At 69.6% G+C, this 22,868-nt stretch carries 21 protein-coding genes; 8 read left to right on the forward strand and 13 right to left on the reverse strand.

From position 1 onward, the window contains the following. Positions 1-26 precede the first annotated feature (26 nt). From lipA to sucB, 4 genes are all read right to left on the reverse strand, one after another. Positions 27-968, reverse strand: coding sequence for a lipoyl synthase (gene lipA, locus AC5Y30_RS02200; RefSeq protein WP_499915909.1), 942 nt, complete (start codon positions 966-968; stop codon positions 27-29). Continuing rightward, on the reverse strand, positions 965-1,663 hold the full coding sequence (gene lipB, locus AC5Y30_RS02205) for a lipoyl(octanoyl) transferase LipB (protein ID WP_499915911.1): 699 nt from the start codon (positions 1,661-1,663) through the stop codon (positions 965-967). The genes lipA and lipB overlap by 4 nt, the downstream gene beginning before the upstream one ends. A gap of 118 nt (positions 1,664-1,781) precedes the next feature. After that, on the reverse strand, positions 1,782-2,705 hold the full coding sequence (locus AC5Y30_RS02210; protein WP_499915913.1) for a TIGR01777 family oxidoreductase: 924 nt from the start codon (positions 2,703-2,705) through the stop codon (positions 1,782-1,784). A gap of 16 nt (positions 2,706-2,721) precedes the next feature. Then, entirely contained in the window at positions 2,722-4,515 is a 1,794-nt protein-coding gene (sucB, locus tag AC5Y30_RS02215; RefSeq protein WP_499915914.1) for a 2-oxoglutarate dehydrogenase, E2 component, dihydrolipoamide succinyltransferase, read from the reverse strand. Positions 4,516-4,711: 196 nt separating this feature from the next. On the opposite strand from sucB, the gene AC5Y30_RS02220 reads away from it, so the two are divergent. Then, positions 4,712-6,490, forward strand: coding sequence for an SDR family oxidoreductase (locus AC5Y30_RS02220; RefSeq protein ID WP_499915916.1), 1,779 nt, complete (start codon positions 4,712-4,714; stop codon positions 6,488-6,490). 6 nt (positions 6,491-6,496) lie between these two features. Here AC5Y30_RS02220 and AC5Y30_RS02225 read toward each other — a convergent pair whose 3' ends face one another. Further along, on the reverse strand, positions 6,497-6,841 hold the full coding sequence (locus tag AC5Y30_RS02225) for an aminopeptidase (protein ID WP_499915918.1): 345 nt from the start codon (positions 6,839-6,841) through the stop codon (positions 6,497-6,499). Positions 6,842-6,983: 142 nt separating this feature from the next. Between AC5Y30_RS02225 and AC5Y30_RS02230 the strand changes: the two genes are divergently transcribed. Together AC5Y30_RS02230 and AC5Y30_RS02235 are read left to right on the forward strand one after the other, a co-directional pair. Then, positions 6,984-7,433 (forward strand): SRPBCC family protein, encoded by a 450-nt coding sequence (locus AC5Y30_RS02230; RefSeq protein ID WP_499915920.1) that lies wholly within the window; start codon positions 6,984-6,986, stop codon positions 7,431-7,433. Further along, positions 7,430-9,025 (forward strand): phytoene desaturase family protein, encoded by a 1,596-nt coding sequence (locus AC5Y30_RS02235; protein WP_499915921.1) that lies wholly within the window; start codon positions 7,430-7,432, stop codon positions 9,023-9,025. The genes AC5Y30_RS02230 and AC5Y30_RS02235 overlap by 4 nt, the downstream gene beginning before the upstream one ends. Here AC5Y30_RS02235 and AC5Y30_RS02240 read toward each other — a convergent pair. Together AC5Y30_RS02240 and AC5Y30_RS02245 are read right to left on the reverse strand one after the other, a co-directional pair. Then, on the reverse strand, positions 9,022-10,569 hold the full coding sequence (locus AC5Y30_RS02240; RefSeq protein ID WP_499915923.1) for a leucyl aminopeptidase: 1,548 nt from the start codon (positions 10,567-10,569) through the stop codon (positions 9,022-9,024). The two genes, AC5Y30_RS02235 and AC5Y30_RS02240, sit on opposite strands and share 4 nt — an antisense overlap. A 31-nt stretch (positions 10,570-10,600) precedes the next feature. Then, the gene (locus AC5Y30_RS02245; RefSeq protein ID WP_499915925.1) at positions 10,601-11,704 is read right to left on the reverse strand and encodes an adenylate/guanylate cyclase domain-containing protein; all 1,104 of its coding nucleotides are present in this window, start codon (positions 11,702-11,704) and stop codon (positions 10,601-10,603) included. Positions 11,705-11,748: 44 nt separating this feature from the next. On the opposite strand from AC5Y30_RS02245, the gene gcvT reads away from it, so the two are divergent. Together gcvT and AC5Y30_RS02255 are read left to right on the forward strand one after the other, a co-directional pair. Beyond that, positions 11,749-12,843, forward strand: coding sequence for a glycine cleavage system aminomethyltransferase GcvT (gcvT, locus tag AC5Y30_RS02250; RefSeq protein ID WP_499915927.1), 1,095 nt, complete (start codon positions 11,749-11,751; stop codon positions 12,841-12,843). A 54-nt stretch (positions 12,844-12,897) separates the two neighbouring features. Beyond that, entirely contained in the window at positions 12,898-14,007 is a 1,110-nt protein-coding gene (locus tag AC5Y30_RS02255) for a branched-chain amino acid aminotransferase (protein WP_499915929.1), read from the forward strand. A 9-nt stretch (positions 14,008-14,016) separates the two neighbouring features. Here the strand turns inward: AC5Y30_RS02255 and AC5Y30_RS02260 are convergent, their stop codons facing one another. From AC5Y30_RS02260 to AC5Y30_RS02275, 4 genes are read right to left on the reverse strand one after another with little or no spacing between them, the layout of a single operon-like run. Continuing rightward, on the reverse strand, positions 14,017-14,766 hold the full coding sequence (locus AC5Y30_RS02260; protein WP_499915931.1) for an adenosylcobinamide-GDP ribazoletransferase: 750 nt from the start codon (positions 14,764-14,766) through the stop codon (positions 14,017-14,019). Beyond that, on the reverse strand, positions 14,763-15,836 hold the full coding sequence (gene cobT / locus AC5Y30_RS02265; protein ID WP_499916734.1) for a nicotinate-nucleotide--dimethylbenzimidazole phosphoribosyltransferase: 1,074 nt from the start codon (positions 15,834-15,836) through the stop codon (positions 14,763-14,765). Before cobT ends, AC5Y30_RS02260 begins: the two co-directional genes overlap by 4 nt. After that, a complete protein-coding gene (locus AC5Y30_RS02270) occupies positions 15,833-16,369 on the reverse strand; it encodes a bifunctional adenosylcobinamide kinase/adenosylcobinamide-phosphate guanylyltransferase (RefSeq protein ID WP_499915933.1) in 537 nt (178 codons plus the stop codon). The genes cobT and AC5Y30_RS02270 overlap by 4 nt, the downstream gene beginning before the upstream one ends. A gap of 27 nt (positions 16,370-16,396) precedes the next feature. Next, positions 16,397-17,086: a DUF3043 domain-containing protein gene (locus tag AC5Y30_RS02275; protein ID WP_499915935.1), complete on the reverse strand. Its 690-nt coding sequence runs from the start codon at positions 17,084-17,086 to the stop codon at positions 16,397-16,399. 187 nt (positions 17,087-17,273) lie between these two features. Here AC5Y30_RS02275 and AC5Y30_RS02280 point away from each other — a divergent pair, with 187 nt between their 5' ends. Together AC5Y30_RS02280 and AC5Y30_RS02285 are read left to right on the forward strand one after the other, a co-directional pair. Next, positions 17,274-18,350 carry a glycerate kinase family protein gene (locus AC5Y30_RS02280; protein ID WP_499915937.1) on the forward strand — a complete coding sequence of 359 codons (1,077 nt, stop codon included), beginning with the start codon at positions 17,274-17,276 and terminating at the stop codon, positions 18,348-18,350. A gap of 96 nt (positions 18,351-18,446) precedes the next feature. Further along, on the forward strand, positions 18,447-18,806 hold the full coding sequence (locus AC5Y30_RS02285; protein WP_067125889.1) for a HesB/IscA family protein: 360 nt from the start codon (positions 18,447-18,449) through the stop codon (positions 18,804-18,806). Positions 18,807-18,864: 58 nt separating this feature from the next. On the opposite strand, the gene AC5Y30_RS02290 is transcribed toward AC5Y30_RS02285, so the two are convergent. After that, positions 18,865-19,539, reverse strand: coding sequence for an Rv0361 family membrane protein (locus AC5Y30_RS02290; protein WP_499915939.1), 675 nt, complete (start codon positions 19,537-19,539; stop codon positions 18,865-18,867). A 182-nt stretch (positions 19,540-19,721) separates the two neighbouring features. Between AC5Y30_RS02290 and AC5Y30_RS02295 the strand changes: the two genes are divergently transcribed. After that, positions 19,722-20,693, forward strand: a complete 972-nt coding sequence (locus AC5Y30_RS02295; RefSeq protein ID WP_499915941.1) for a carbohydrate kinase family protein — start codon at positions 19,722-19,724, stop codon at positions 20,691-20,693. A 70-nt stretch (positions 20,694-20,763) separates the two neighbouring features. Here the strand turns inward: AC5Y30_RS02295 and asnB are convergent, their stop codons facing one another. Further along, entirely contained in the window at positions 20,764-22,731 is a 1,968-nt protein-coding gene (gene asnB, locus AC5Y30_RS02300; RefSeq protein WP_499915943.1) for an asparagine synthase (glutamine-hydrolyzing), read from the reverse strand. Positions 22,732-22,868: the final 137 nt, after the last annotated feature.

Raw genomic sequence — 22,868 nt, forward strand, 5'->3', positions numbered from 1 at the left:
CGTAGGGCCGAGACCGGCCGACGCCGCTACCGTGCCGCGGCGTCGTCGGCGCGGCTGCGGGCGGCTTGCTCGTAGAGCCGTCCCGCGCGGTAGGACGAGCGGACCAGCGGCCCGGCCAGCACCCCGGCGAAGCCCAACTCCTCGGCGTAGTGCGCGAACTCGACGAATTCCTCCGGCTTCACCCAGCGCTCCACGGGGTGGTGACGGGCCGACGGGCGCAGGTACTGGGTGATGGTGATGATGTCGCAGCCGGCGTCGTGCAGGTCGGCAAGCGCGGTGTGCACCTCTTGTGGGGTCTCGCCCATACCGAGGATGAGGTTGCTCTTGGTGACCAGGCCGAAGCCGCGCGCCGCGGTCAGCACGTCGAGGCTGCGCCGGTAGGTGAAAGCCGGCCGGATCCGTTTGAAGATGCGTGGCACCGTTTCGACGTTGTGCGCCAACACTTCCGGGCGCGACTCGAACACCTCGGCGAGCCGGGTGGGCTCGCCGTTGAAGTCGGGGATCAACAGCTCGACGCCGGTCGACGGGTTGAGTTCCTTGATGGCGCGCACGGTCTCGGCGTACAACCAGGCCCCGCCGTCGGGCAGGTCGTCGCGGGCCACCCCGGTGACGGTGGCGTAGCGCAGGCCCATCGTGCGCACGCTGTCGGCGACCCGCCGGGGCTCGTCGCGATCCAGCTGCGCGGGCTTTCCGGTGTCGATCTGGCAGAAGTCGCAGCGGCGGGTGCACTGATCACCGCCGATCAGGAAGGTGGCCTCCCGGTCCTCCCAGCATTCGAAGATGTTGGGGCAGCCGGCCTCCTCGCACACCGTGTGCAGCCCTTCGTGCCGGACCAGGCTCTTGAGCTGGGTGTACTCCGGCCCCATCCGGGCCCGCACCCTGATCCACGGCGGTTTGCGCTCGATGGGGGTCTCGGCGTTGCGCACCTCCAGGCGCAAAAGCTTGCGTCCCTCCGGTGCGACAGTCACATCGCTGATGCTACGCGCGCGGCGAGGTGGTCACGGACCGGCAGCACCCCGTCCAGGGCGTCACAGACGGCGTCGCCGACCGCCGTCTGGACATCGTCGACCGACACCGGGCGGCGCAGCTCGGCCGACAGTGACGTCACCCCGGCGTCGCTGATGCCGCACGGCACGATGGCGCGGAACGCCTTCAGATCGCAGTCGCAGTTGAGCGCGAACCCGTGCAGGGTCGTCGCGCGCGACACCCGGACGCCGATGGCGGCCACTTTGCGGTCGGGCCGGCCCTCGTCGCCCGGCACCCACACCCCGGACCGCCCGGGAACCCGGCCAGCGTCCAGGCCGAGGTCGGCGCAGACCTTGATCAGCGCCTCTTCCAGGCGCCGCACGTAGTCGACCACGTCGAGCGGTTCGGCCAGCCCGATGATCGGATACCCGACCAACTGGCCGGGACCGTGCCAGGTGATCTTGCCGCCACGGTCGGTGTCGACGACGGGCGTGCCGTCGACCGGCCTCTCGTGCGGCTCGGTGCGCCGCCCCGCGGTGTAGACCGCGGGATGCTCCAGCAGCAGCAGTGTGTCGCTGCCGCCGGCCACCCGGGCCTCGGCCAGATCGCGCTGCTGCTGCCAGGCCACGCGGTAGTCGACCGTGCCCAAGTGGCGGACATCGATCAAGGCCTGGCTGGACCGGATGGAATCGATCACGTTCGCGACGCTACCCCTGCGGCGGCTGCGATGCGCGTCACGCTGGTGCCACGCTGGTCCCGCGGCGTCACGCTGGCGTGTCCCCAGCTCGGCGCGCGGAATGCACGCAAGCGCGGAGCTAGTCGTGGTCGCGCCGGGCGGTCGCGTAGGCGAGCGCCTCGCCAATGGTGTTGTGGTGGAAGGCGAAACCGGCACGCTCCAGCGCGGACGGGATGGCGCGCTGCCCCATCAGCAGGCCCTCGTCGGCGAACTCGCCCAGCGCGGCCCGGATCGCAAAACCGGGCACCATCAACGGGGTTGGGCGGTTGACCGCCCGCCCGAACGCGGTGGTGAACTCGGCGTTGGTGACCGGAGCGGGCCCGGTCATGTTCACCGGGCCGGTCAGCTCGGGCTCGAAAATGGCGAACAACAGCGCACGCACTTCGTCTTCGAGCGTGATCCACGACATGTACTGCCGCCCGCTGCCCAGCCGGGCGCCCAGCCCGGCGCGAAACAACGGCCGCAACCGGCCCAACGCGCCACCGGCGGAGGAGAACACCAGCCCGGTGCGGGCCAGCACCACCCGGGCGCCGCCGTACTGGGCGGGCAGCGTGGCGGCTTCCCAGTCCTCGCACAGCCTGGCCAGGAAACCCGTTCCCGCACGGTCATTTTCATCGACAACGCGGTCCTTGGTGTTGCCGTAGAAGCCCACCGCGCTGGCGTTGACCATCGCCGCGACACCAGCGTCGGCGACCGCACGCGCCAATACTTCGGTGGGAGTGATGCGGCTGTCGCGCAGACTCTGCTTGAACGCGCCCGACCAGCGCCGCCTGCTGATGTTGACACCGCACAGGTTGACGACGGCGTCGACGTCGCCGAGCGTATCGGGATCGAGGTCACCGGTCTCGGGATCCCAGTGCAGCTCGTCGGCGTTCGCCGGGGCCCGGCGCACGATGCGCAACACCCGGTGATCGGCGGCGCGCAGGGCGGCGGTGAGGGCGGAGCCGATCAGGCCGGACGAACCCGCAATCGCGATGACGGCGTTCTGACCAGCGCGAGCCACGTTTCGCTTGTCCTTCTTATAGGCCGAGGTCGGCCTCGAAGGCTCCCTCTTCGAGCCGGTGCTTGATGGTGGTCAGGAACCGGCCGGCGTCTGCGCCGTCGATGAGTCGGTGGTCATAGGTCAGGGGGAGGTAGCAGATCGAGCGGACGCCGATCGATTCGTTGCCGAACTCGTCGACGATCACCCGCGGGCGCTTGACGATCGCGCCGGTGCCCAGCATGGCGGCCTGCGGCGGAACCAGGATCGGGGTGTCGAACAGCGCGCCCTGGCTACCGATGTTGGTGATGGTGAAGGTGCCGCCGGACAGCTCGTCGGGCTTCAGGTCGCCCGACCGGGCACGCGCGGCGATGTCGGCGATCGCCCTGGCCAGCCCGGCCAGGGACAGGTCGCCCGCGTTGTGCACGACGGGGGAGAGCAGGCCCTGTTCGGTGTCGACCGCGAAGCCGAGGTGCTCGGCGTCGTAGTAGGTGATCTCCTTGGTGGCCTCGTTGTAGCTCGCGTTGACGTTGGGGTGGACCTTCAGCGCGTCGATCACGGCTCGGGCGATGAACGGCAGGAAGGTCAGATTCACCCCCTCGCGCTCGGCGAAAGCCGCCTTGGCCCTGGCCCGCAACCCGACCAGCCTGGTCATGTCGACCTCGTGGGTCTGGGTGAGTTGGGCTGTCGCCTGCAGGGATTCCCGCGTTTTGTTCGCGGTGATCTGCCGGATCCGGCTGGCCTTCTGGGTGGTGCCGCGCAGGTGCGCCAGCGCCGGAGCCGGCGCGGGCGCCGCGGCGGCCTTGGGGGCGGCGGCCGCAGGGGCCGGCGCGGCCGCGGGCGCCTGGGTGGCCTGTTGCTTCTGTTGGGCGGCGGCCAGCACGTCTTGCTTGCGGATGCGGCCGCCCACCCCGGTGCCCGTGACCGAGTTGAGGTCGATGTTGTTTTCGGCGGCCAGTTTTCGCACCAGCGGCGTCACATACGGAGTGCCGTCGGTCCCGGAGCTCGCCGGCTGGGCCGCCGGTTGGGGCTGCGCCGGTTGGGCTTTCGGCTCCGGCGCGGGCTTGGGCTGCGGCGCAGGGGCAGGCGTGGGTTCGGGCTTGGGCTGCGCCTGGGGCTGGGGCGCCGGTTGCGGCTTGGGTTCGGGAGCCGGCGCGGGCGGGGGCGCAGGAGCGGCAGGTGCCGCGGGCGCGGCGGCGTCGGAACGGGCGCCGACGCGCGCCAGCTCGCCACCGACCGGCACGGTGGCGTCTTCCTCGGCGGTGATGCTGATCAGGACACCCGCCACCGGTGACGGGATCTCGGTGTCGACCTTGTCGGTGGACACTTCCACCAGGGCGTCGTCGACCTGGACCGAATCACCGACCTTCTTGAGCCAGCGGGTCACGGTGCCCTCGGTCACCGACTCGCCGAGTTCGGGCATCAACACCGGAGTCGCGTCGCCGCCACCGGAGCTTGGCTGGGTGGGCGGGGACGCCGGCTGGGCCTGGGGCTGCGGCTCCGGCTGGGGCTCGGGCTCGGGCTGCGCCTGCGGCTCCGGATCGCTGGGCGCCGGCGCGGCCGGCTGCGAGTCGCCACCCGCCGCGCCACCCTCGGAGGCGTCGCCGATGACGGCGAGCTCGCCGCCCACCTCGACCGTGTCGTCCTCCTGAGCGACGATCTTGGTCAGCACACCCGCGGCAGGCGAGGGGATTTCGGTGTCGACCTTGTCGGTGGACACCTCGACGAGCGGCTCGTCGAGCTCGACCGTGTCGCCTTCCTGCTTGAGCCAGCGGGTGACCGTCCCCTCGGTGACGCTCTCACCGAGTGCCGGCATCTGGACGGAGAAGGCCATCGTTGTTGACTCCTCGATCGCTCGTGGGTCGGGCGGGTCGATCAGCTCGCTTGCGGAAGGCGCAGTCGCAATCCAAACTATCCTGTCACTGCGCCCTCGTCGGCACACATCCAGGGCAGATACCCCGCGTCGGGCGGGTGACACCGATCACGCTTGCTACGGTGTGGCGACTGCAGCCAGAGCGGGGAGGTCGGAGATGCCGCCAACACAACAACTACCGCAGCGTTTCGTCGACAGCGCCGACGGCGCCCGCATCGCGGTGTACGAAGAGGGCAACCCCGAGGGCCCGACCGTCGTGCTGGTGCACGGCTTCCCCGATTCGCATGTGCTGTGGGACGGGGTCGTGCCGCTGCTCGCCGACCGATTCCGGATCATCCGCTACGACAACCGCGGTGTCGGCATGTCGTCGGTGCCCAAGCCGGTGTCGGCCTACAGCATGGACCGCTTCGCCGACGACTTCGCGGCGGTGACCGGCGAACTGAGCCCGGGCCGGCCCGTGCACGTGCTGGCCCACGACTGGGGCTCGGTGGGGGTATGGCACTACCTGAAGCGCCCGGGCGCCAGTGACCGGGTCGCCACGTTCACGTCGGTGTCCGGCCCCGCTCAGGACCAGCTGGTCGATTACATCTTCAGCGGCCTGCGCGCACCCTGGAAGCCGCGTACCTTCATCCGGGCGATCAGCCAGGCGCTGCGGCTGACCTACATGATCTTCTTCTCGATCCCGGTGCTCGCGCCGCTGTTGCTGCGGCTGACTCTGTCGGTGCCGGCGCTGCGGCGCAACGCCGTCGACAACATCCCCGTCGAGCAGATCCACCACTCCGAGAAGCTCGCCAGGGATGCCGCGCAATCGGTGAAGACCTACCCCGCCAACTACTTTCGGTCGTTCTCCGGTCGCAAGCAGGGCGTCGCGGTCATCGACGTGCCCGTGCAACTCATCGTCAACACCAAGGACAAGTACGTGCGGCCCTACGGCTACGACCACACGCCGCGCTTCGTGCCGCGGCTGTGGCGCCGCGACATCCAGGCCGGTCACTTCTCGCCGATGTCGCATCCTCAGGTGATGGCGGCCGCGGTGCGCGAGTTCGCCGACCAGGCCGAGGGCGGGCAGCCCAGCCGCGCGCTGCTGCGCGCGCAGGTGGGGCGTCCCCGCGGCTCGTTCGGGGACACCCTGGTGTCGGTCACCGGAGCCGGCAGCGGAATCGGCCGCGAGACCGCGTTGGCCTTCGCCCGCGAAGGCGCCGAGCTGGTGATCAGCGACATCGACGAAGCCGCCGTCAAGGCCACCGCAGCCGAGATCGCCACCCGCGGTGGCGTCGCGCACGCGTATGTGCTCGACGTGTCCGACGCGCAGGCGGTGGAGTCGTTCGCCGAGCGGGTCAGCGCCGAACACGGCGTGCCCGACATCGTCGTCAACAACGCCGGCATCGGGCACGCGGGTGGATTCCTGGACACCCCCGCCGAACAGTTCGACCGGGTGCTCGACGTCAACCTGGGCGGTGTGGTCAACGGATGCCGGTCGTTCGCGCGGCGGATGGTCGAGCGCGGCACCGGCGGCTACATCGTCAACGTGTCGTCGATGGCGGCCTACGCGCCGCTGCAGTCGCTGAGCGCGTACTGCACGTCGAAGGCGGCGACCTACATGTTCTCGGACTGCCTGCGCGCCGAACTCGACGCCGCCGGGGTGGGCCTGACCACGATCTGCCCCGGGGTCATCGACACCAACATCATCAACACCACGAGATTCGACGCGCCCGCGGGCAAGCAGGCCGACGCCGTCGACGGCCGGCGCGGCCAGCTGGGCAAGATGTTCGCGCTGCGGCGCTACGGCCCCGACAAGGTCGCCAACGCGATCCTGTCGTCGGTCCAGAAGAAGAAGCCGATTCGTCCGGTGGCGCCGGAAGCCTATGCGCTGTACGGGCTTTCGCGTGTCGCGCCGCAGGGGCTGCGCAACGCCGCGCGCATCCGGGTGATCTGAGGCGAACTAAACGCCAGGTGCTGCCGCCCCACGACGTCCCGTCAACAACGTCGCGCCGATCGCGATGACCCCGAGCACGGCCAGCGGTATCGCCCACGCGCGCCTGCTGCCAACCGACGATTGGCACTGCGCGACGTAATCGGTGTGGGGGATGATCTGGTTGAGAATGGGGATATTGGACCCATTGCTGTTGTTGGCGCTCCTGGCCGCGGAAAGGTCGGTCGCCACGGCGTTTCCGCAGCCGACCGAATGGCCGTTGCTGTCGGAGACCGACACTGGCGCCAGCAGTCCGATGATTCCGGCCAGCAGCAGCACGGCGCCCACACCGATGATCAACCGTCGCACCGTCATGGTTTCGCCTTTCGTCGTCCAGCATTTCGACCGCTAGGGAGATTATCCGCAGGCACGCGCCGGTAAACCCGAGGCTGAGGTCGAATAACCCCTCGATTGCCGGGTATCCGCCGCGGTAACGAAAGACATGAAGGGATTACAGGTGATCACTGCAACGCGTGAGGTGCCCGAGTCGTGTGAGCGGGTGTGGGAGGTGTTGGCCCAGGGCTGGACCTACACCCAGTGGGTGGTGGGGAACAGTCGTATGCGGGCCGTCGATCCGAACTGGCCGGAGCCGGGATCCTCGATCAGACATTCAATCGGGATTTGGCCGATGGTGATCAACGACGCGACCATCGTCGAGGAGTGCGAACCGCCCCACAAGCTGGTGCTGCTTGCCCGGCTCGGTCCGCTGGGTGCCGCGCGAATCACCATGCTGTTGCACGAGATTCCCGAGGGCTGCCGGATCGAGATGATCGAGGTGCCCGCCGAAGGGCCGATGGCAGCCGTTCCAGATTCGCTTGCGCTGGCGGCGGCCTATCCGCGCAACAAGGAGTGCTTGTGGCGGTTGGCGGCTTTGTCGGAACGCCTGGAGCCGAGCCAGGTGAAGTGACCGTGGGCGACACCGTCGATGCCGTAGTCATCGGGGCGGGACACCACGGACTGGTGGCGGCGTCGATGCTTGCCGACGCGGGCTGGGACGTGCTGGTGCTGGAAGCCCAGCCCGAACCGGGCGGAGCCGTACGCAGCGCCGAGCTGACGCCGGGATACATCACCGACCTGTTCAGCTCCTACTATCCGATGACGGTGGCATCCCCGGCGATGACGGCGCTGCACCTGGAGGACCACGGGTTGCGGTGGTCGCATGCGCCCACGGTGGTTGGTCACCCGCGCAGCGCCGCCGACGACGACCCGCCCATCGTCTACCACGATCCGGCCCAGACGGCAGCGGAATTCGCGCGGCGAGCACCCGCCGACGGCGAGAACTGGTGGCGGCTGGTGGAGCTGTGGAACACCATCAAGGGCCCGCTGCTGGACGCCATGCTGGCGCCCTTCCCGCCCGTGCGTCCGCTGCTCGGGCTGTTGCGCCGGCTCGGCACGCCGGAAGCGCTCCGGGTGGCGCGTCTGCTGGTGCAGCCGGCCAACGCCATGGCCAGTCAACTGTTCGAGGGTGAGGCGCCGCGAGTGTTGCTGTTGGGCAATGCAATGCACGCCGACGTTCCGCCGGACGCGCCGATCAGCGGTGCCATGGGTTTCCTGATGACGATGCTGGCCCAGGATCACGGCTGGCCGATGCCGGTCGGCGGATCGGGTCAGCTCACCGCGGCGCTGGTGAATCGCGCCCGCTCGGCCGGAGCCCGAATCGAGTGCAACCAGAACGTTTCTCGCATCCAGGTGCGGGGCGGCCGGGCGGTTGGCGTGACCACCGCGCAGGGCCGATCGGTGGCTGTCCGCCGCGCCGTGGTGGCCGACGTGACGGCCCCGCGATTGTTCTGTGACATGTTGCCCGCGGACGCGGTGCCGCCGGCACTGCGTCGCGACCTTCGACATTACGAGTGGGATCCGCCGGTGGTGAAAGTCAATTATGCGCTGGCAACACCAATTCCATGGCGAGCCCAGAATCTGCGGTCGGTGGGCACCGTGCACTTGGGAGCCGACGGGGACGGGCTGGTGCGCTGGATGGCCGACCTGAACACCCGCGTCATCCCCGAGCATCCGTTCATGTTGTTGGGCCAGACTACCACCGCGGATCCCAGCAGATCGCCGGCCGGAACCGAAAGTGTCTGGGCCTACACGCATTTGCCGCGAAATGTGTTTGACGACGCTGCAGCGGAGAAGTTGGCCGCGGCGGTGGACCGGGTCATCGAAGAGCATGCGCCGGGCTTCGGTTCGGCGGTGGTCGACCGGTTCGTGCAGCGGCCGTCGGATCTCGAGGCCAGCGACGCCAACCTGCATCTGGGGGCGCTCAACGGCGGAACCGCGCAGCTGCAACAGATGTTGGTCTTCCGGCCCGCGCCCGGCATGGGCCGCGCCGAAACACCGGTCGAGCGGCTCTATTTGGGCAGCGCGTCGGCGACGCCGGGTGGCTCGGTGCACGGTGCGTGCGGGCGTAATGCGGCGAATGCCGCACTGGCCGCCGACGGCGCCACCGGCTGGCCACGCCGCAAATTGGGCCGCGCGGTGATCAGAAGGCTGACCGGCTAACCGTTTTCGGCGATGTCCTCGAGCACCGCGAACATGGTCCGTGTCGGCACGCCGGTGGAGCCCTTGGGGGAGTAGCCCCACGGGCTGCCGGTGTTGTAGGCCGGTCCGGCCACGTCGATGTGGGCCCAGCTCACGCCGTCGGCGACGAATTCACGCAGGAAAACGCCGGCCACCAGCATGCCGGCGAAGCGTTGCCCGCTGATGTTGGACAGGTCGGCGACCGTGGACTTCAGGTCTTCCTTGAGTTCGTCGGGCAGCGGCATCGGCCAGCCGTTCTCGCCGACCTGCTGCGAGATCGATGCGACGCGGTCGCGGAACTCGTCACTGCCCATCACCCCGGGGATCCGGGCGCCCAGCGCCACCGTCTGCGCGCCGGTCAGCGTGGACGTCTCGATCAGGTAATCGGGTTTGTCCTCGCACGCCCGCACGATGGCGTCGGCCAAAATGAGCCGGCCCTCGGCGTCGGTGTTCTGCACCTCGACCGTGATGCCGCCGTACTGCGTCAGGACGTCGCCCGGGCGCTGCGCCGTGGCCGACGGCATGTTCTCGGCCATCGGCACGGTGGCGATCACGTCGATCGGGAGTTTGCGCTGCGCGGCCAGTGCGACGGTCGCGATCACGGCGGCTGCACCGCCCATGTCCGAGGTCATGTGGTGCATGCCCGCGGCCGGCTTGATCGAGATGCCGCCGGTGTCGAACGTGACGCCCTTGCCGACCAGCGCGACTCGCTTGGTTTGCTTCGATTTCTTGGCCAGCTTCGAACCGCGGTGGGTCAGGCGGACCAGCCGTGGGGGACGCGACGAGCCCTGCCCGACGCCGATGATCCCACCGTAGCCGCCCTTCTGCAGCGCCTTATCGTCCAACACTTCCACCTCGAGGCCGACGGACTCGCCCAAAGCTTTTGCACGCCTGGCGAATTCGGCGGGGAACAGGTGGCTGGGCGGAGTGTTGACGAAGTCGCGCGCGGTGGCGACGGCGGTCGCCACCGCGGCCGCGTGGGCGGCGTCGTCCTTGGCGTCCTTCGCGGTGGCGAGCACCGTGATCTTGCCCAGCCCCTGGTCTTTCGGGGCCGTCTTGTCGCTGCGGAATTCGGTGAAGCGGTAGCTGCCCAGGATCAGGCCCTCGACGGTGGCCGCAACGACGCCCGCGCCGGGCAGTTCGGCCAGCGTGGTGATCACCGCTTCGGTCTTGCCGAGCGAGCGCGCGGCGACACCGGCGGCCCGACGGATGGTGTCGGCCGGCCACTCCGACCGCGGTTTGCCCAGGCCGATCGTCAGCACGCTGGACACCGGCAGCGACGGCACCACCAACCGATGCACCTGTTCGGCGCCGCCGGTGGCCTCCAGCGCACGCAGACCCGATTCGATCTCAGCGACCGCCCCGGACGACAGGAACGGCTCGGCCCCCGCAACGGCGGCCCCCGGCTTGTCGTCCTCGCCGGTCGAGACGACGGGCACGATCAGCACGGTGGACGCGGCGGCCCGCCGGGGCAGCGAGGAGGCGACGGTGACGGAAGGGGCCTGATATCCGGGTTCGGTACTCACGCGTAACCACCCTAGTCACCGCGGAGCGGTCTTAGCTCGGTGGCGTCCGGCCCCTCAGCTCGAAAGCCGGCACCGGGTCGTCAAACCCCTTGAGCAGCAACGGGCCGTAAGCATTCGCGGGCCAGTCCGGCAACTCGTCGTGCAGCGCCGAGTCGGCAAGAATTTGGTTCGGATTCGCGGCCGCCACGAGTCGCGCCGCCAAGTTGACCGGGCCGCCGAAGTAGTCCCCGTTGATGGCCAGGACGCTGCCGTAGGCAAGGCCGGCGCGCACCTGCAGGCCTTCCTCGCGCGCCCGCGGATGGTCGACGAGATCGACCGCCGCCCTGACGAGTTGCTCGGGCGACGCGCTCACCCACATCACCTCGTCGCCGATGAACTTCACCACCCGGCCGCCATCGCGAAGGACGACGTCTGAGACGGTTCCGGCGAACTCGTTCAGCAGGTCGGACAACTGCGCGGGGGTAAGTGCGTTGGTGAGCACGGTGAAGCCGGACAGGTCGGCAAAACCGATCCCGCACACCACGCTTGCCGAGGTGTCGCGAAGGACGCCCTCGAAGTGGGTCCGGGCGCCGGTCAGGTGGTGGCGGTGCACGACGTCGATCAGCGGACCGATGCGGGGGACGAACTCCGCGACCGCGCGGTAGGCCTGCGCCGTGGCGAGCTCGTCGTGGGTGTGGGTCATCTGGATGTCCGGCGTCCCGGCGCGGATCGCCGTCGACTCGGCCTCCGCGAGCCGCGCCATCGCGGCGCCGAGGACCCGCAGCATGCCGTGCGCGCCGTCCTCACCGACCACCACCTTGAGCGCGACCCAGGTCGACAGGGCGTCGACGTCGGCCTGGCTCAGCACGGGAACGTCGGGACCGGCGACCGTCAGGCCGAGCAAAGCCCAGGCGTGCGCCACCTCTTCGGCCGGTATGCCGAGTTGGGAGGCCGCGGCTTGCACGGTGTAGATCGGGCGGCCCGACCAGGCCAGGACATCACCGGCAAGCCCGAACAGCCGGCCGCGCCGCTCGGCTTCGACCATGTCGTCGACCGTGAAGCCAAGATCGCCGAGGTACTTGATCAGGTCGGCGCGTTCCCGCGGGTTCGCGATCCCGGCGGCCGCAAGCTCGTCGAAGTCATACGACTCGGACACCTGCCCAAGTGTGCCAGCATCGGAGCGGATTAGGGTGGGACGCCGTGAGCGAGCTGCAGCACGGACCGCTGGAAGACCGTCATCGCGATCTGGGCGCGAGCTTCGCCGAGTTCGGCGGCTGGCTCATGCCGGTGTCGTATGCCGGCACCGTCAGCGAGCACAATGCGACCCGCAACGCGGTCGGCCTCTTTGATGTCAGCCATCTCGGCAAGGCGGTGGTCCGCGGCCCGGGGGCGGCGCAGTTCGTCAACGCCGCGCTCACCAACGACCTGAATCGCATCGGGCCGGGCAAGGCGCAGTACACGTTGTGCTGCACCGAATCCGGCGGCGTCGTCGACGACCTGATCGCCTACTACGTCGACGACGACGAGATCTTCCTGGTGCCCAACGCCGCCAACACCGCCGCCGTCGTCGACGCGCTGCAGGCCGCCGCGCCGACCGGGCTGACGATCACCAATCAGCACCGCGCGTACGCGGTGCTGGCCGTGCAGGGACCGCGATCGGTCGACGTGCTCGGCGAGCTGGGTCTGCCCACCGACATGGATTACATGGCGTACGCGGACACGTCGTTCTCCGGCGTGCCGGTGCGGGTCTGCCGCACCGGCTACACGGGAGAGCACGGCTACGAGCTGCTGCCGCCGTGGGACTCCGCAGGTGTGGTGTTCGACGCCCTGGCCGCGGCGGTCAAGGCTGCCGGGGGCGAGCCGGCCGGCCTGGGCGCGCGCGACACCCTGCGCACCGAGATGGGTTATCCGCTGCACGGCCACGAACTCGCACTCGACATCTCCCCGCTGCAGGCCCGCTGCGGCTGGGCGATCGGCTGGAAGAAGGAAGCGTTCTTCGGCCGCGACGCCCTGCTGGCCGAGAAGGAGGCGGGCCCGACGCGGCTGCTGCGCGGGCTGCGGATGGTGGGCCGCGGCGTGCTGCGCGCGGGGCTGACGGTGCTCGCCGGCGACACTCCGGTGGGAGTCACCACCTCGGGCACGTTCTCCCCGACGCTGCAGGCCGGGATCGCTCTGGCGTTGATCGACACCGATGCCGGGGTCCAGGACGGTCAGGAGATCACCGTCGACGTCCGCGGCCGTCGCGTCGCGTGTGAAGTCGTGCGCCCGCCGTTCGTCGCGGTGAAAACGCGTTAGCCGCGCCGCTTGCGCGGCGAAATCCGATTCGTTTGGCGGATATACAATCGGCCAATGACCAGTGGCTCCCTCGAGTTCACGGTTTCGCGCTCGGCAAACCCGGCAACCGATGACGAACGCGAAACCATCCTGGCCGAGCCCGGTTTCGGCAAGTACTTCACCGATCACATGGTGTCGATCGACTACGACGAGACCGGCGGAGGTTGGCACAACGCCCGGGTCATCCCGTACGGCCCCATCGAGCTGGACCCGTCAGCGATCGTGCTGCACTACGCGCAGGAGATCTTCGAGGGACTCAAGGCCTACCGCTGGGCCGACGGCTCGATCGTGTCGTTTCGCGCCGAGGCCAACGCCGCCCGGCTACGGTCCTCGGCGCGCCGGCTCGCCATCCCGGAGCTGCCCGAAGAGCTGTTCATGGAGTCGCTGCGCCAGCTCATCGCCGTCGACAACGCATGGGTTCCGGCCGCCGGCGGCGAGGAGGCGTTGTACCTGCGCCCGTTCGTCATCGCCACCGAGCCCGGATTGGGGGTGCGTCCGTCCAAGCGCTACCGATACCTGCTGATCGCCTCGCCGGCCGGCGCCTACTTCAAGGGGGGCGTCAGCCCGGTCACCGTCTGGGTGTCGACGGAGTACGTGCGGGCCAGCCCGGGCGGGACGGGCGCGGCAAAGTTCGGCGGCAACTACGCGGCCTCGCTGTCGGCGCAGGCCGAGGCCGCGGTCAACGACTGCGATCAAGTGGTGTGGCTGGACGCCGTCGAGCGGCGCTTCGTCGAAGAGATGGGCGGGATGAACATCTTCTTCGTGTTCGGCAGCGGCGGATCGGCGCGGCTGGTCACGCCGGAACTGTCCGGCTCGCTACTTCCCGGCATCACCCGAAACTCGTTGCTGCAGCTGGCCATTGACGCCGGGTTCGCTATCGAGGAACGTAGGATCGACATCGACGAATGGCAGAAGAAGGCCGCCGCCGGGGAGATCACCGAGGTGTTCGCCTGCGGCACCGCCGCGGTCATCACCCCGGTCTCTCAGGTGAAGTACGGCGACACCGAGTTCACCGTCGCCGACGGCCAACCCGGCGAGGTGACGATGGCGCTGCGCGATACCCTGACCGGCATTCAGCGTGGCACGTTCGCCGACACTCACGGCTGGATGGCAAAGCTGGGCTGACGCGCTCAGCTAGAACCGCACCAGGCCCGCGAGCAGCACCGCGGCCACCGTCACGGTCAATTCGATCGCGGCGCCCAGCACGTCACCGGTGATGCCGCCGAACCGGCGAACGCAGTGCCGCACCAGCAGCGCCCCGCAGCCCAGGCCCGCCAGCACCGCCACCGGTCCCTGCCACGGCCGCGGCCCGGCTACCACCGAAACGGCCAGCAGCGCCGCGACCCAGGCCGCCACCACCGCGGTCGGCTGGCTTGCGGCGACCCGCGCTCCCAGGGCGCTCCCATCGGCCGCCGGCACCGACCGGTGGCCGGCCAGCACCGCGGCCACCCGGCCCGCGAAAACCGCCACGGCCACCGCGGGGAGGGCTTGACCCGTGGCCCCCAGCGCCGAAAACGCCAGCGCCTGCAGCAGGATCACCATCACCACGGCGGCGACGCCGAACGGCCCGGTCGATCCTTCGCGCATCACCGCCAGCGCGCGCTGCGGCGGCCCGTAACAGCCCAGGCCGTCGGCGGTATCGGCGACGCCGTCGAGATGCAGGCCACGGGTCACCAGCAGCAGCACCGCGATCGCGAGCACTCCGGGCAGCGGGCTGGACCGGCCGAACGCATGAGTCCCACCCCACGTCACCGCCGCGGCCAACGCCCCGAGGGCGGCGCCCACCGCCGGCAGCGCGGTCATGGCGCCGCGACCCATCGGGGCATTACCCGGAACGGGCAGCACCGTCCCGAACGCGAAAGCCGTTGCCAGAGAACGGATCACGACGGACGAGCGGCCTGATTTGGGCCGTCGGCGCGGTTGGATACACCGGCTTGGGTGAAGGTCGCCATCGACGACAGGGCGGCCACCGCGGCGCGCAGCACCGGCAGCGCGAGCGCAGCGCCGGTGCCCTCGCCCAGGCGCATGCGCAGGTCGAGAATCGGCTCCAAATCCAGCGCCGTCAGCGCCAGCGGGTGAGCGGGTTCGGTGGACCGGTGACCGGCCTGCCACCACAACCGGGCGCCCGGCGCCAGGTGCTCGGCGACCAGCGCGGCCGCCGTCACCGCCATGCCGTCGAGCAGCAACGGTGTGCGCCGGACCGCGGCCTGCGCGCAGAATCCGGCCATCGCGGCCAGGTCGGCGCCGCCCGCGCTGCGCAGCAGCGCGACCGGATCCGGCAACACCTGCCGCGCCCGAAACAGGGCATCGCGCACCGCGGCCGTCTTGCGGGCCCACCCGGCGTCATCGATCCCGGTGCCGAACCCCACCGCGACGACCGGCTCGGCGTTCGTCAACGCCGCCACCAATACCGTTGCGGCCGTGGTATTTCCGATCCCCATGTCGCCGGCCATCAACAGGTCGGCCCCGGCGTCGACCTCCTCGTCGGCGATGGCGGCGCCGGCCTCGAGCGCCCGCGCCGTCTCCTCGTCGCTCAACGCGTCCTCGACCCGGATGTCGCCGCTGGCGCGTCGCACCTTATGGGCGCCGATCCGTTCGGTCAGCGGGTCCGCGTCCACAGCCAGGTCGGCGACCCGCACCGTTGCCCCGGCGATGTCGGCCAGGGCGTTGATCGCGGCCCCGCCGGCATCGAAGTTGGCGACCATCTGCGCGGTCACCTCCGGTGGGTACGCCGACACCCCCGAGCGGGCGACACCGTGGTCACCCGCGAACACCACCACCCGGGCGCGCTCGAATTGCCTTGGCGGGCACTGTCCTTGGCACGCTGAGACCCACACCGACAAATCCTCGAGGCGGCCCAGCGCGCCCTTGGGCTTGGTCAGGGTGTCCTGGCGGGCACGGGCGACGGCGGCGACCCCGGCATCGGGCGGTGACACGGCGGCGAATTCCATCAGGCCCCCGACGGTTTGATCCGGACCGGCTGCCCGGCCACCACCAGCACCACTCGGTCGCACAGCCGCGCCAGGCGCTGGTTGAGGCTGCCGAGTTCGTCGGCGAACCGGCGTCCGGACGCGGTGGCGGGAACGATCGTCAGCCCGACCTCGGGGCTGACCAGCACCAGTGGGGAAGCGAAGTCGCCGACCGCGACCAGCACCTCATCGACGGGGGCCGCCACCGAGCCGTCATCCCAGGCGTTGGTGCGGTCCAGGGCGCCGGTCAGCCAGGTGCCCAGATCGTCGACCAGTGTGGGGGTGTCCGGCGATTGGCGCAATTGCGTTGCGATGTCGTCGGTTTCGATCGTCGACCAGTGCGCGGGCCGGCGGCTGCGATGCTCGGCGATCCGGTGCGCCCAGGCCGCATCGTCGTGGCCGGCCGGCCCGGGCGCCAGGTAGTGAACCGCCTGCCCGGCCCGCAATCCGTCGGCAATGGCTTTTTCCGCCCACCGCGATTTGCCTGACCTGATCCCGCCGAGCACCAGGGTGCGCACCGGTGTCAGCCCGCCTTCCGGCGAACTTTAATCGACACTGGCGCCGTGCTTGACCTGGGCCCGTGGCGTCCGCATCCGGCGCATCTGAGACGCCCGGCCGGCGGCGTAAAGGCCTAGCTTCCAACGGCTTTCGGTGTTGCTCGGGAATTTCGTGTCGACCAGCCTGCTCACCTTGCGGCCCAGGATCAGGCCGTCGACGCTCATCACGGCCATCAACACCAACATGGCCGGCGATATCCACAGCTGCAGCTGCGGCACGCCGAACATGATGAACATCAAGAACAGGGTCGACGGCATGAACAGGCCCAGCAGATTGCGCCGGGAGTCCACCACGTCGCGAACGTAGCGGCGGATGGGCCCCTGGTCGCGAGGTAACAGGTAGCCCTCTTCGCCGGCCATCATCCGCTCCCGGCGCTCCGACATGCGGGCCCGGCCGGCGGCCTTGTCCGCCCGGCGCTCCTCGCGGCTGAGCTTGGGACCGGCCAGTGATTTGCGGCGGGCCCGCGCCTCGGAGGCCGTCATGGGCGCGGGCGCGATCGGCCCCTTTTTGGCGTTGCGGCGGGCCTCATTGCGTTTGGGCGTGGGCCGCCCCTTGGGGCCCGTCCGCTGCGCATCGCGTGCGGCGCCTGACGCGCCGGCAAGCCCGGAGGCGGCCGGCGCGGCGGCGCTCTCGTCGAGCTCGGTGTCCTGGCCTTTCTTGCGGCCCAACAGCTTCACAGTGGCCAGGTTACTTCGCGGACGGTTCGCGCCGGAATTCGCCCGGAATGCCTTCCTATTAGACCTGCTTGGTGACTCGCTTGGCCCTACTCTTACACGAGATGAACGGCTGCCTTTGATGGACAACGGGTCAATGGGCTCCGACGGGGGTCCCGGCCTGGCCCCCGGCCGTCTTCAATTGCCCGCTATGCAAGTTCTGGTGGCCCCGGACTGCTACGGCGACAGCATGTCGGCCCTGGAGGCCTCCGCCGCCATCGCGACCGGCTGGACGCGGTCGCGTCCCGGCGACCGGTTCATCGTCGCCCCGCAATCCGACGGTGGCCCCGGCTTCGTCGAGGTCCTGGCCAGCCGGCTGGGGGAGATGCGGCGGCTGCGGGTGACCGGACCGCTGAAAGCCACCGCCGAAGCCGATTGGGTGTTCGATAGCGGCTCGGCCACCGCCTACCTGGAATGCGCGCAAGCGTGCGGTTTGGCGTTGATCGGCCGGGCGCCCAGTCCGGAGACCGCCATGGCGGCGCACAGCAAAGGCGTGGGACAGCTGATCGCCGAGGCGTTGCGGGTGGGGGCGACGCGGATCGTGGTCGGGCTGGGCGGCAGCGCCTGCACCGACGGCGGACAGGGCATGATCTCCGAACTCGGCGGGCTGGAGTCCGCCCGCCGGAAACTGGCGGACGTGGAGCTGATCGCTGCCTCCGACACCGAATACCCGCTGCTGGGACCGTGGGGGGCGGCCCGGGTGTTCGGACCGCAGAAGGGCGCCGACACGGCAACCGTGGCCGCACTGGAGGTTCGCCTGCAGGCGTGGGCGCTGATCCTGGAGGCGGTGGCCGGGCGCGACGTGAGCGCCGAGCCGGGCGCCGCGGCCGCAGGCGGCATCGGCGCCGGGCTCTTGGCGCTCGGCGGGCGCTGCGAGTCCGGCGCGGCCATCATCGCCGAACACACCCGGCTGTCCGACGACCTGGACACCGCCGAGATGATCGTCACCGGTGAGGGCCGGTTCGACGAGCAGTCCCTGCACGGCAAGGTGGTCGGATTTCTCGCCGACGCGGCCCGGCCGCGGGGGATTCCGGTGGTCGTGCTGGCCGGCCAAGTCGGCCTGGACAACGCGACCGTGCGCTCGGCGGGGATCATGGCGGCGTTATCCATCGCCGAGCACGCCGGATCGGTGCGCCTGGCGCAGGCCGACGCGGCCAACCAGCTCATGGGGCTGGCGTCCGTGGTTGCGGCGCGACTCGGGAATACCGGTCCTGCAAGGTACCGTTGATGGAGTGGACTTTCGGGCGGTCCGGATCGCCCGGCGCAAGCCGGCGATTGCGGGCTTGATCGACCCCACCCAACGATGAGGCATGTAGGAGAAGCAATGACGGTGCAAAACGAGTCGAACGCCACCACGACCCACGGCGTGATCCTGACCGAGGCCGCCGCCACCAAGGCAAAGTCCCTGCTGGACCAGGAGGGCCGCGACGACCTCGCGCTGCGCATCGCGGTGCAGCCCGGCGGGTGCGCCGGCCTGCGCTACAACCTCTTCTTCGACGACCGTGCGCTGGACGGCGACCTGACGGTGGAGTTCGGGGGAGTGAAGCTGACGGTGGACCGGATGAGCGCGCCCTACGTCGAAGGCGCGTCCATCGACTTCGTGGACACCATCGAGAAGCAGGGCTTCACCATCGACAACCCCAACGCCACGGGATCGTGCGCCTGCGGCGACTCGTTCAACTGATCGATTAGACCCCGCAACTCCGTCAGTCGGGCCGTGTGGTCCGGCTGACGGAGTGTGTCTAGTACGAGCCGCCGGTGCGCAGCACGTACGAGCACACCATGATCTGACCGCGCTGGAACAGCAGCTGCGCGATGCCCTGTACCTGCCCGTGCATCGGGCCGCCGGTCACCGGTGAAACCCGCATGGTGAACAAGGCCTGCGCCTGGTACTGCGACAGGTACACGATCTTGTCGATCGAGGTCAGCTCGACCTCGGAGAACTGCTTGCGGAACGCGTCACTGCTGAGCTTGGCCAGGGCCTGGTCGGATCGTTTGTCCTGGACGCCGTCGTACAAACCGCACAGCGCATTGCGGGCGATCTCGTCGATGTCGCGGTGCTCGAGCGCGTCCAGATAGCCCTGGATGGCCGTCTTGGCCGCGCCCTCGGAGAAGGTGGCCCCGGTGTTGGCCCCGTTGGTGCGGACCCCGTACACGATGGCCACCGTCAGCACCGCGACGAGCGCGATGGCCAGCACGATGCCGACGATCAGCCGCCGCTTGGATCGCGGGTACGGGACCGGCGCGGGCGGCTGCCCGGCATAATTGGCGGCACCAGGTCCTGCCTGCGGAGCCGAGGTGAAACCCGCGGCGTCGTCGGGAAACTCGAGTGGCTGGGATTGGCTAGAGGGCTCAGGTCCACCCGGTCCGCCGTCGCCGCCGCCGACGGTGTGGTTCGGCGAGTGCGGACCTGCCATCGTGGTTCTCCTACGGTGGTAGACGGGACTGCAATCGGGTTGCGGCCCGAGCAATGTGATCCCGGCGACTTGAGTGAGTTCCCTAGGGAGGCTAGCGCACTGCCTTGCGCCGGCCGCGCACACAGCGACGGTCGGGGCCGTGAGTAAGCTAGATAACCTTACTAACGAAGGATGGAGTTTTCGTGACGATCGCGGTGACAGGTTCGATTGCAACCGACAATCTGATGCGGTTCCCCGGCCGGTTTTCCGAGCACCTGCTGGCCGAGCACCTGCAGAAGGTGTCCCTGAGTTTTCTGGTTGACGACCTGGTGATCCACCGCGGCGGCGTGGCGGGCAACATCGCCTTCGCCATCGGCGTGCTGGGCGGCGACGTGGCGCTGGTGGGTGCGGCCGGCGACGACTTCGGCGAGTACCGCGAATGGCTGCAGTCCCACGGCGTCAACTGCGACCACGTGCTGATCTCGCAGACCGCGAAAACCGCACGCTTCGTCTGCACGACCGATGAGGACATGGCCCAGATCGCATCCTTTTATCCCGGTGCCATGTCGGAGGCCCGCAACATCAAGCTCGCCGACGTCGCGTCCGCGGGCAAGCCGGACCTGGTGATCATCGGCGCCAACGACCCGGACGCGATGGTGGTGCACACCGAGGAGTGCCGCAAGCTCGGCCTGCCGTTCGCCGCCGACCCGTCCCAGCAGCTGCCGCGCCTGTCCGGCGAGGAGATCGACAAGCTCGTCGACGGGGCCGCCTACCTGTTCACCAACGACTACGAGTGGGAACTGCTGCTCTCCAAGACCGGCTGGTCCGAGGCCGACGTGCAGAAGAAGGTCGACCTGCGGGTGACCACGCTGGGGGCCAAGGGCGTCGACATCGTCGAGCGCGACGGGACGACCACCCACGTCGGCGTGGTGCCCGAGACCAGCCAGACCGACCCCACCGGCGTCGGCGACGCGTTCCGGGCCGGCTTCCTCACCGGCCGGACCGCCGGGCTGAGCCTCGAGCGGTCGGCTCAGCTCGGCTCGCTGGTCGCCGTTTTGGTGCTGGAGTCCACCGGAACCCAGGAGTGGACGTGGGACGCCGCGGTCGCCAAGACCCGGCTGGCCGACGCCTACGGCGACGAGGCGGCCGCCGAGATCTCCGCGGTCCTCGCCTAGTCAGTTCGGCGAGCGGACGCGAAAGCACCCAAAAATCGGCGTGTCGCGGCACTTTCGTGTCTGCTCGCGGTCATAACTCGACGGGGTACACCGGCTCGCTGATCTGTGGCACCACGCTGTGCTCGACGAAGATCGCGTGCCAGAGCATGAAGATCAGCAGCGTCCACAGCCGGCGGCTGTGATCGCTGACCCCGTTGCGATGCTCGTCGAGCATCCGGCGCACCGCGGCGAGGTCGACCAGGCGATCGGCCTGCCCGTCCTTCGCGGAGTCCACCATCGCGTACGCCCACTCCAGCAGCTCGCCCGCGCGCAACCAGTGCCGGATCGGGACCGGGAACCCGAGCTTGGGCCGGTGCAGCACGTGCGCCGGAACGATCGGCTCGAGCGCGCGCCGCAGCGCGTACTTCGTCGTCGCGCGGGTGATCTTGGCCTCGACCGGCAGCCGCGAGGCGACGGCGAACACCTCGGGATCCAGGAACGGCACCCGAAGCTCCAGCGAGTTGGCCATGGTCATCTTGTCGGCCTTGACCAAGATGTCGCCGCGCAGCCAGGTGAACAGGTCGATGTGCTGCATGCGGGCCACCGGATCCCAACCGGCCGATTCGGCGTACACCGACGCGGTGACGTCGGTGTGGGTCCATTCGTCGCGGAAGATGGGCAGCACGTCGCGCAGCTGCGCGTCGGAGAAGCTGCGGGCATTGCCGTAGTAGCGCTCCTCGAGCGTCAGCGAGCCGCGGTGCAGCAGGCTCTTGCCCCGCATGCCCTCCGGCAGGGGTTTGGACACCTTGCCCATCGACCGCCGCAGCGGCCGCGGCAGGTAGTTGAAGGGCTTCAGCGACAGCGGCTCCCGGTAAATCGTGTAGCCGCCGAACAGCTCGTCGGCCCCTTCGCCGGACAGCACCACCTTGACGTGCTTGCGGGCCTCCCGTGCGACGAAGAACAGCGGCACCAGCGCGGGGTCGGCCACCGGCTCGTCGAGGTACCAGACGATCTCCGGCAGGGCGGCGACGAACTCGTCGGGCTTGACCACCTTGGCGATGTGGCGGGCGCCGATCGCCTCGGCCGAGGCCACCGCGACGTCAATCTCGGAGAAGCCCTCGCGCTCGAAACCGGTGGTGAACGTGATCAGCCGGGGGTTGTGCCGGATGGCCAGCGCCGCGATGGCGGTGGAGTCGATCCCCCCGGACAGAAACGCCCCGACGGTCACGTCGGCACGCATGTGCTTGGCCACCGAGTCCTCGAGCACCGCGGTGATCTCGTCGTAGCGGGCCTGTTCGGTGTCGCGGGTCATCGGAACGGCGGTAAAGCGTGGCGCGAAATACCGGGTGACCTCCGGTTGCAGCCGGTCGGGACGGATTCGGGCGTAGCAGCCCGATTCCAGCCGGCGCACCCCGCGGTGCAGCGTCTCGGGCTCGGGCACGTACTGCAGGACCGTGTAGTGCTGCACCGCCCGCTCGTCGATTTCGGTGTCGAACCCGATCAGCTCGGCCAGGTCCAGCAGGCACTTCTTCTCACTGGCCACCGCGGTGCCGCCGACGCCGGTCGCCATGAACAGTGGCTTGATGCCGAAAGGGTCTCGCGCGCAGAACAATTCACGGGTCTCTGTGTCCCATAGCGCGAACGCGAACATGCCGCGCAGCCGCGCCAGTACGTCGGTGCCCCAGTAGTGATAGCCGACGACGATGGCCTCGCCGTCGCCGTCGGTGGCGAATGCGGCGCCGTGTCGGGTAGCCAGTTCGTCGCGCAGCTCGAGGTAGTTGTAGATCTCGCCGTTGAACACCAGCACGTAGCGGTCGGGTGCCTCGGGCGGCCCCCAGCGCAGCGGTTGATGCGAATGCGCGATGTCGATGATGGACAGCCGGTTGAAGCCGAAAACGGCGGAGCCGTCGGTGTCCGGGTCCACCCACGTGCCGGGCTCGTCGGGCCCGCGGTGGCGCATCGAATGCGACGCGCGCGCGACGGCGGCGTCGGCTCGGGCGGCGTCGGCTTCATCATCCGAGCCCTCCGGGGCGGCAACGAACGCGAGCAGACCACACACGGCGCCCCAGTATGCCGCACTTTCCCGGCGTGCGTGGACGTCACACCCGGCACGTGGGCTATGGCCGGGCAGACTGGCGGGCCGGGGTTTCGTCGCCGGGCTCAGGAGCGTGGTCTACGCTGCGTAGTATTCGATAT

This window comes from Mycobacterium sp. NGS27 (genome assembly GCF_059813005.1).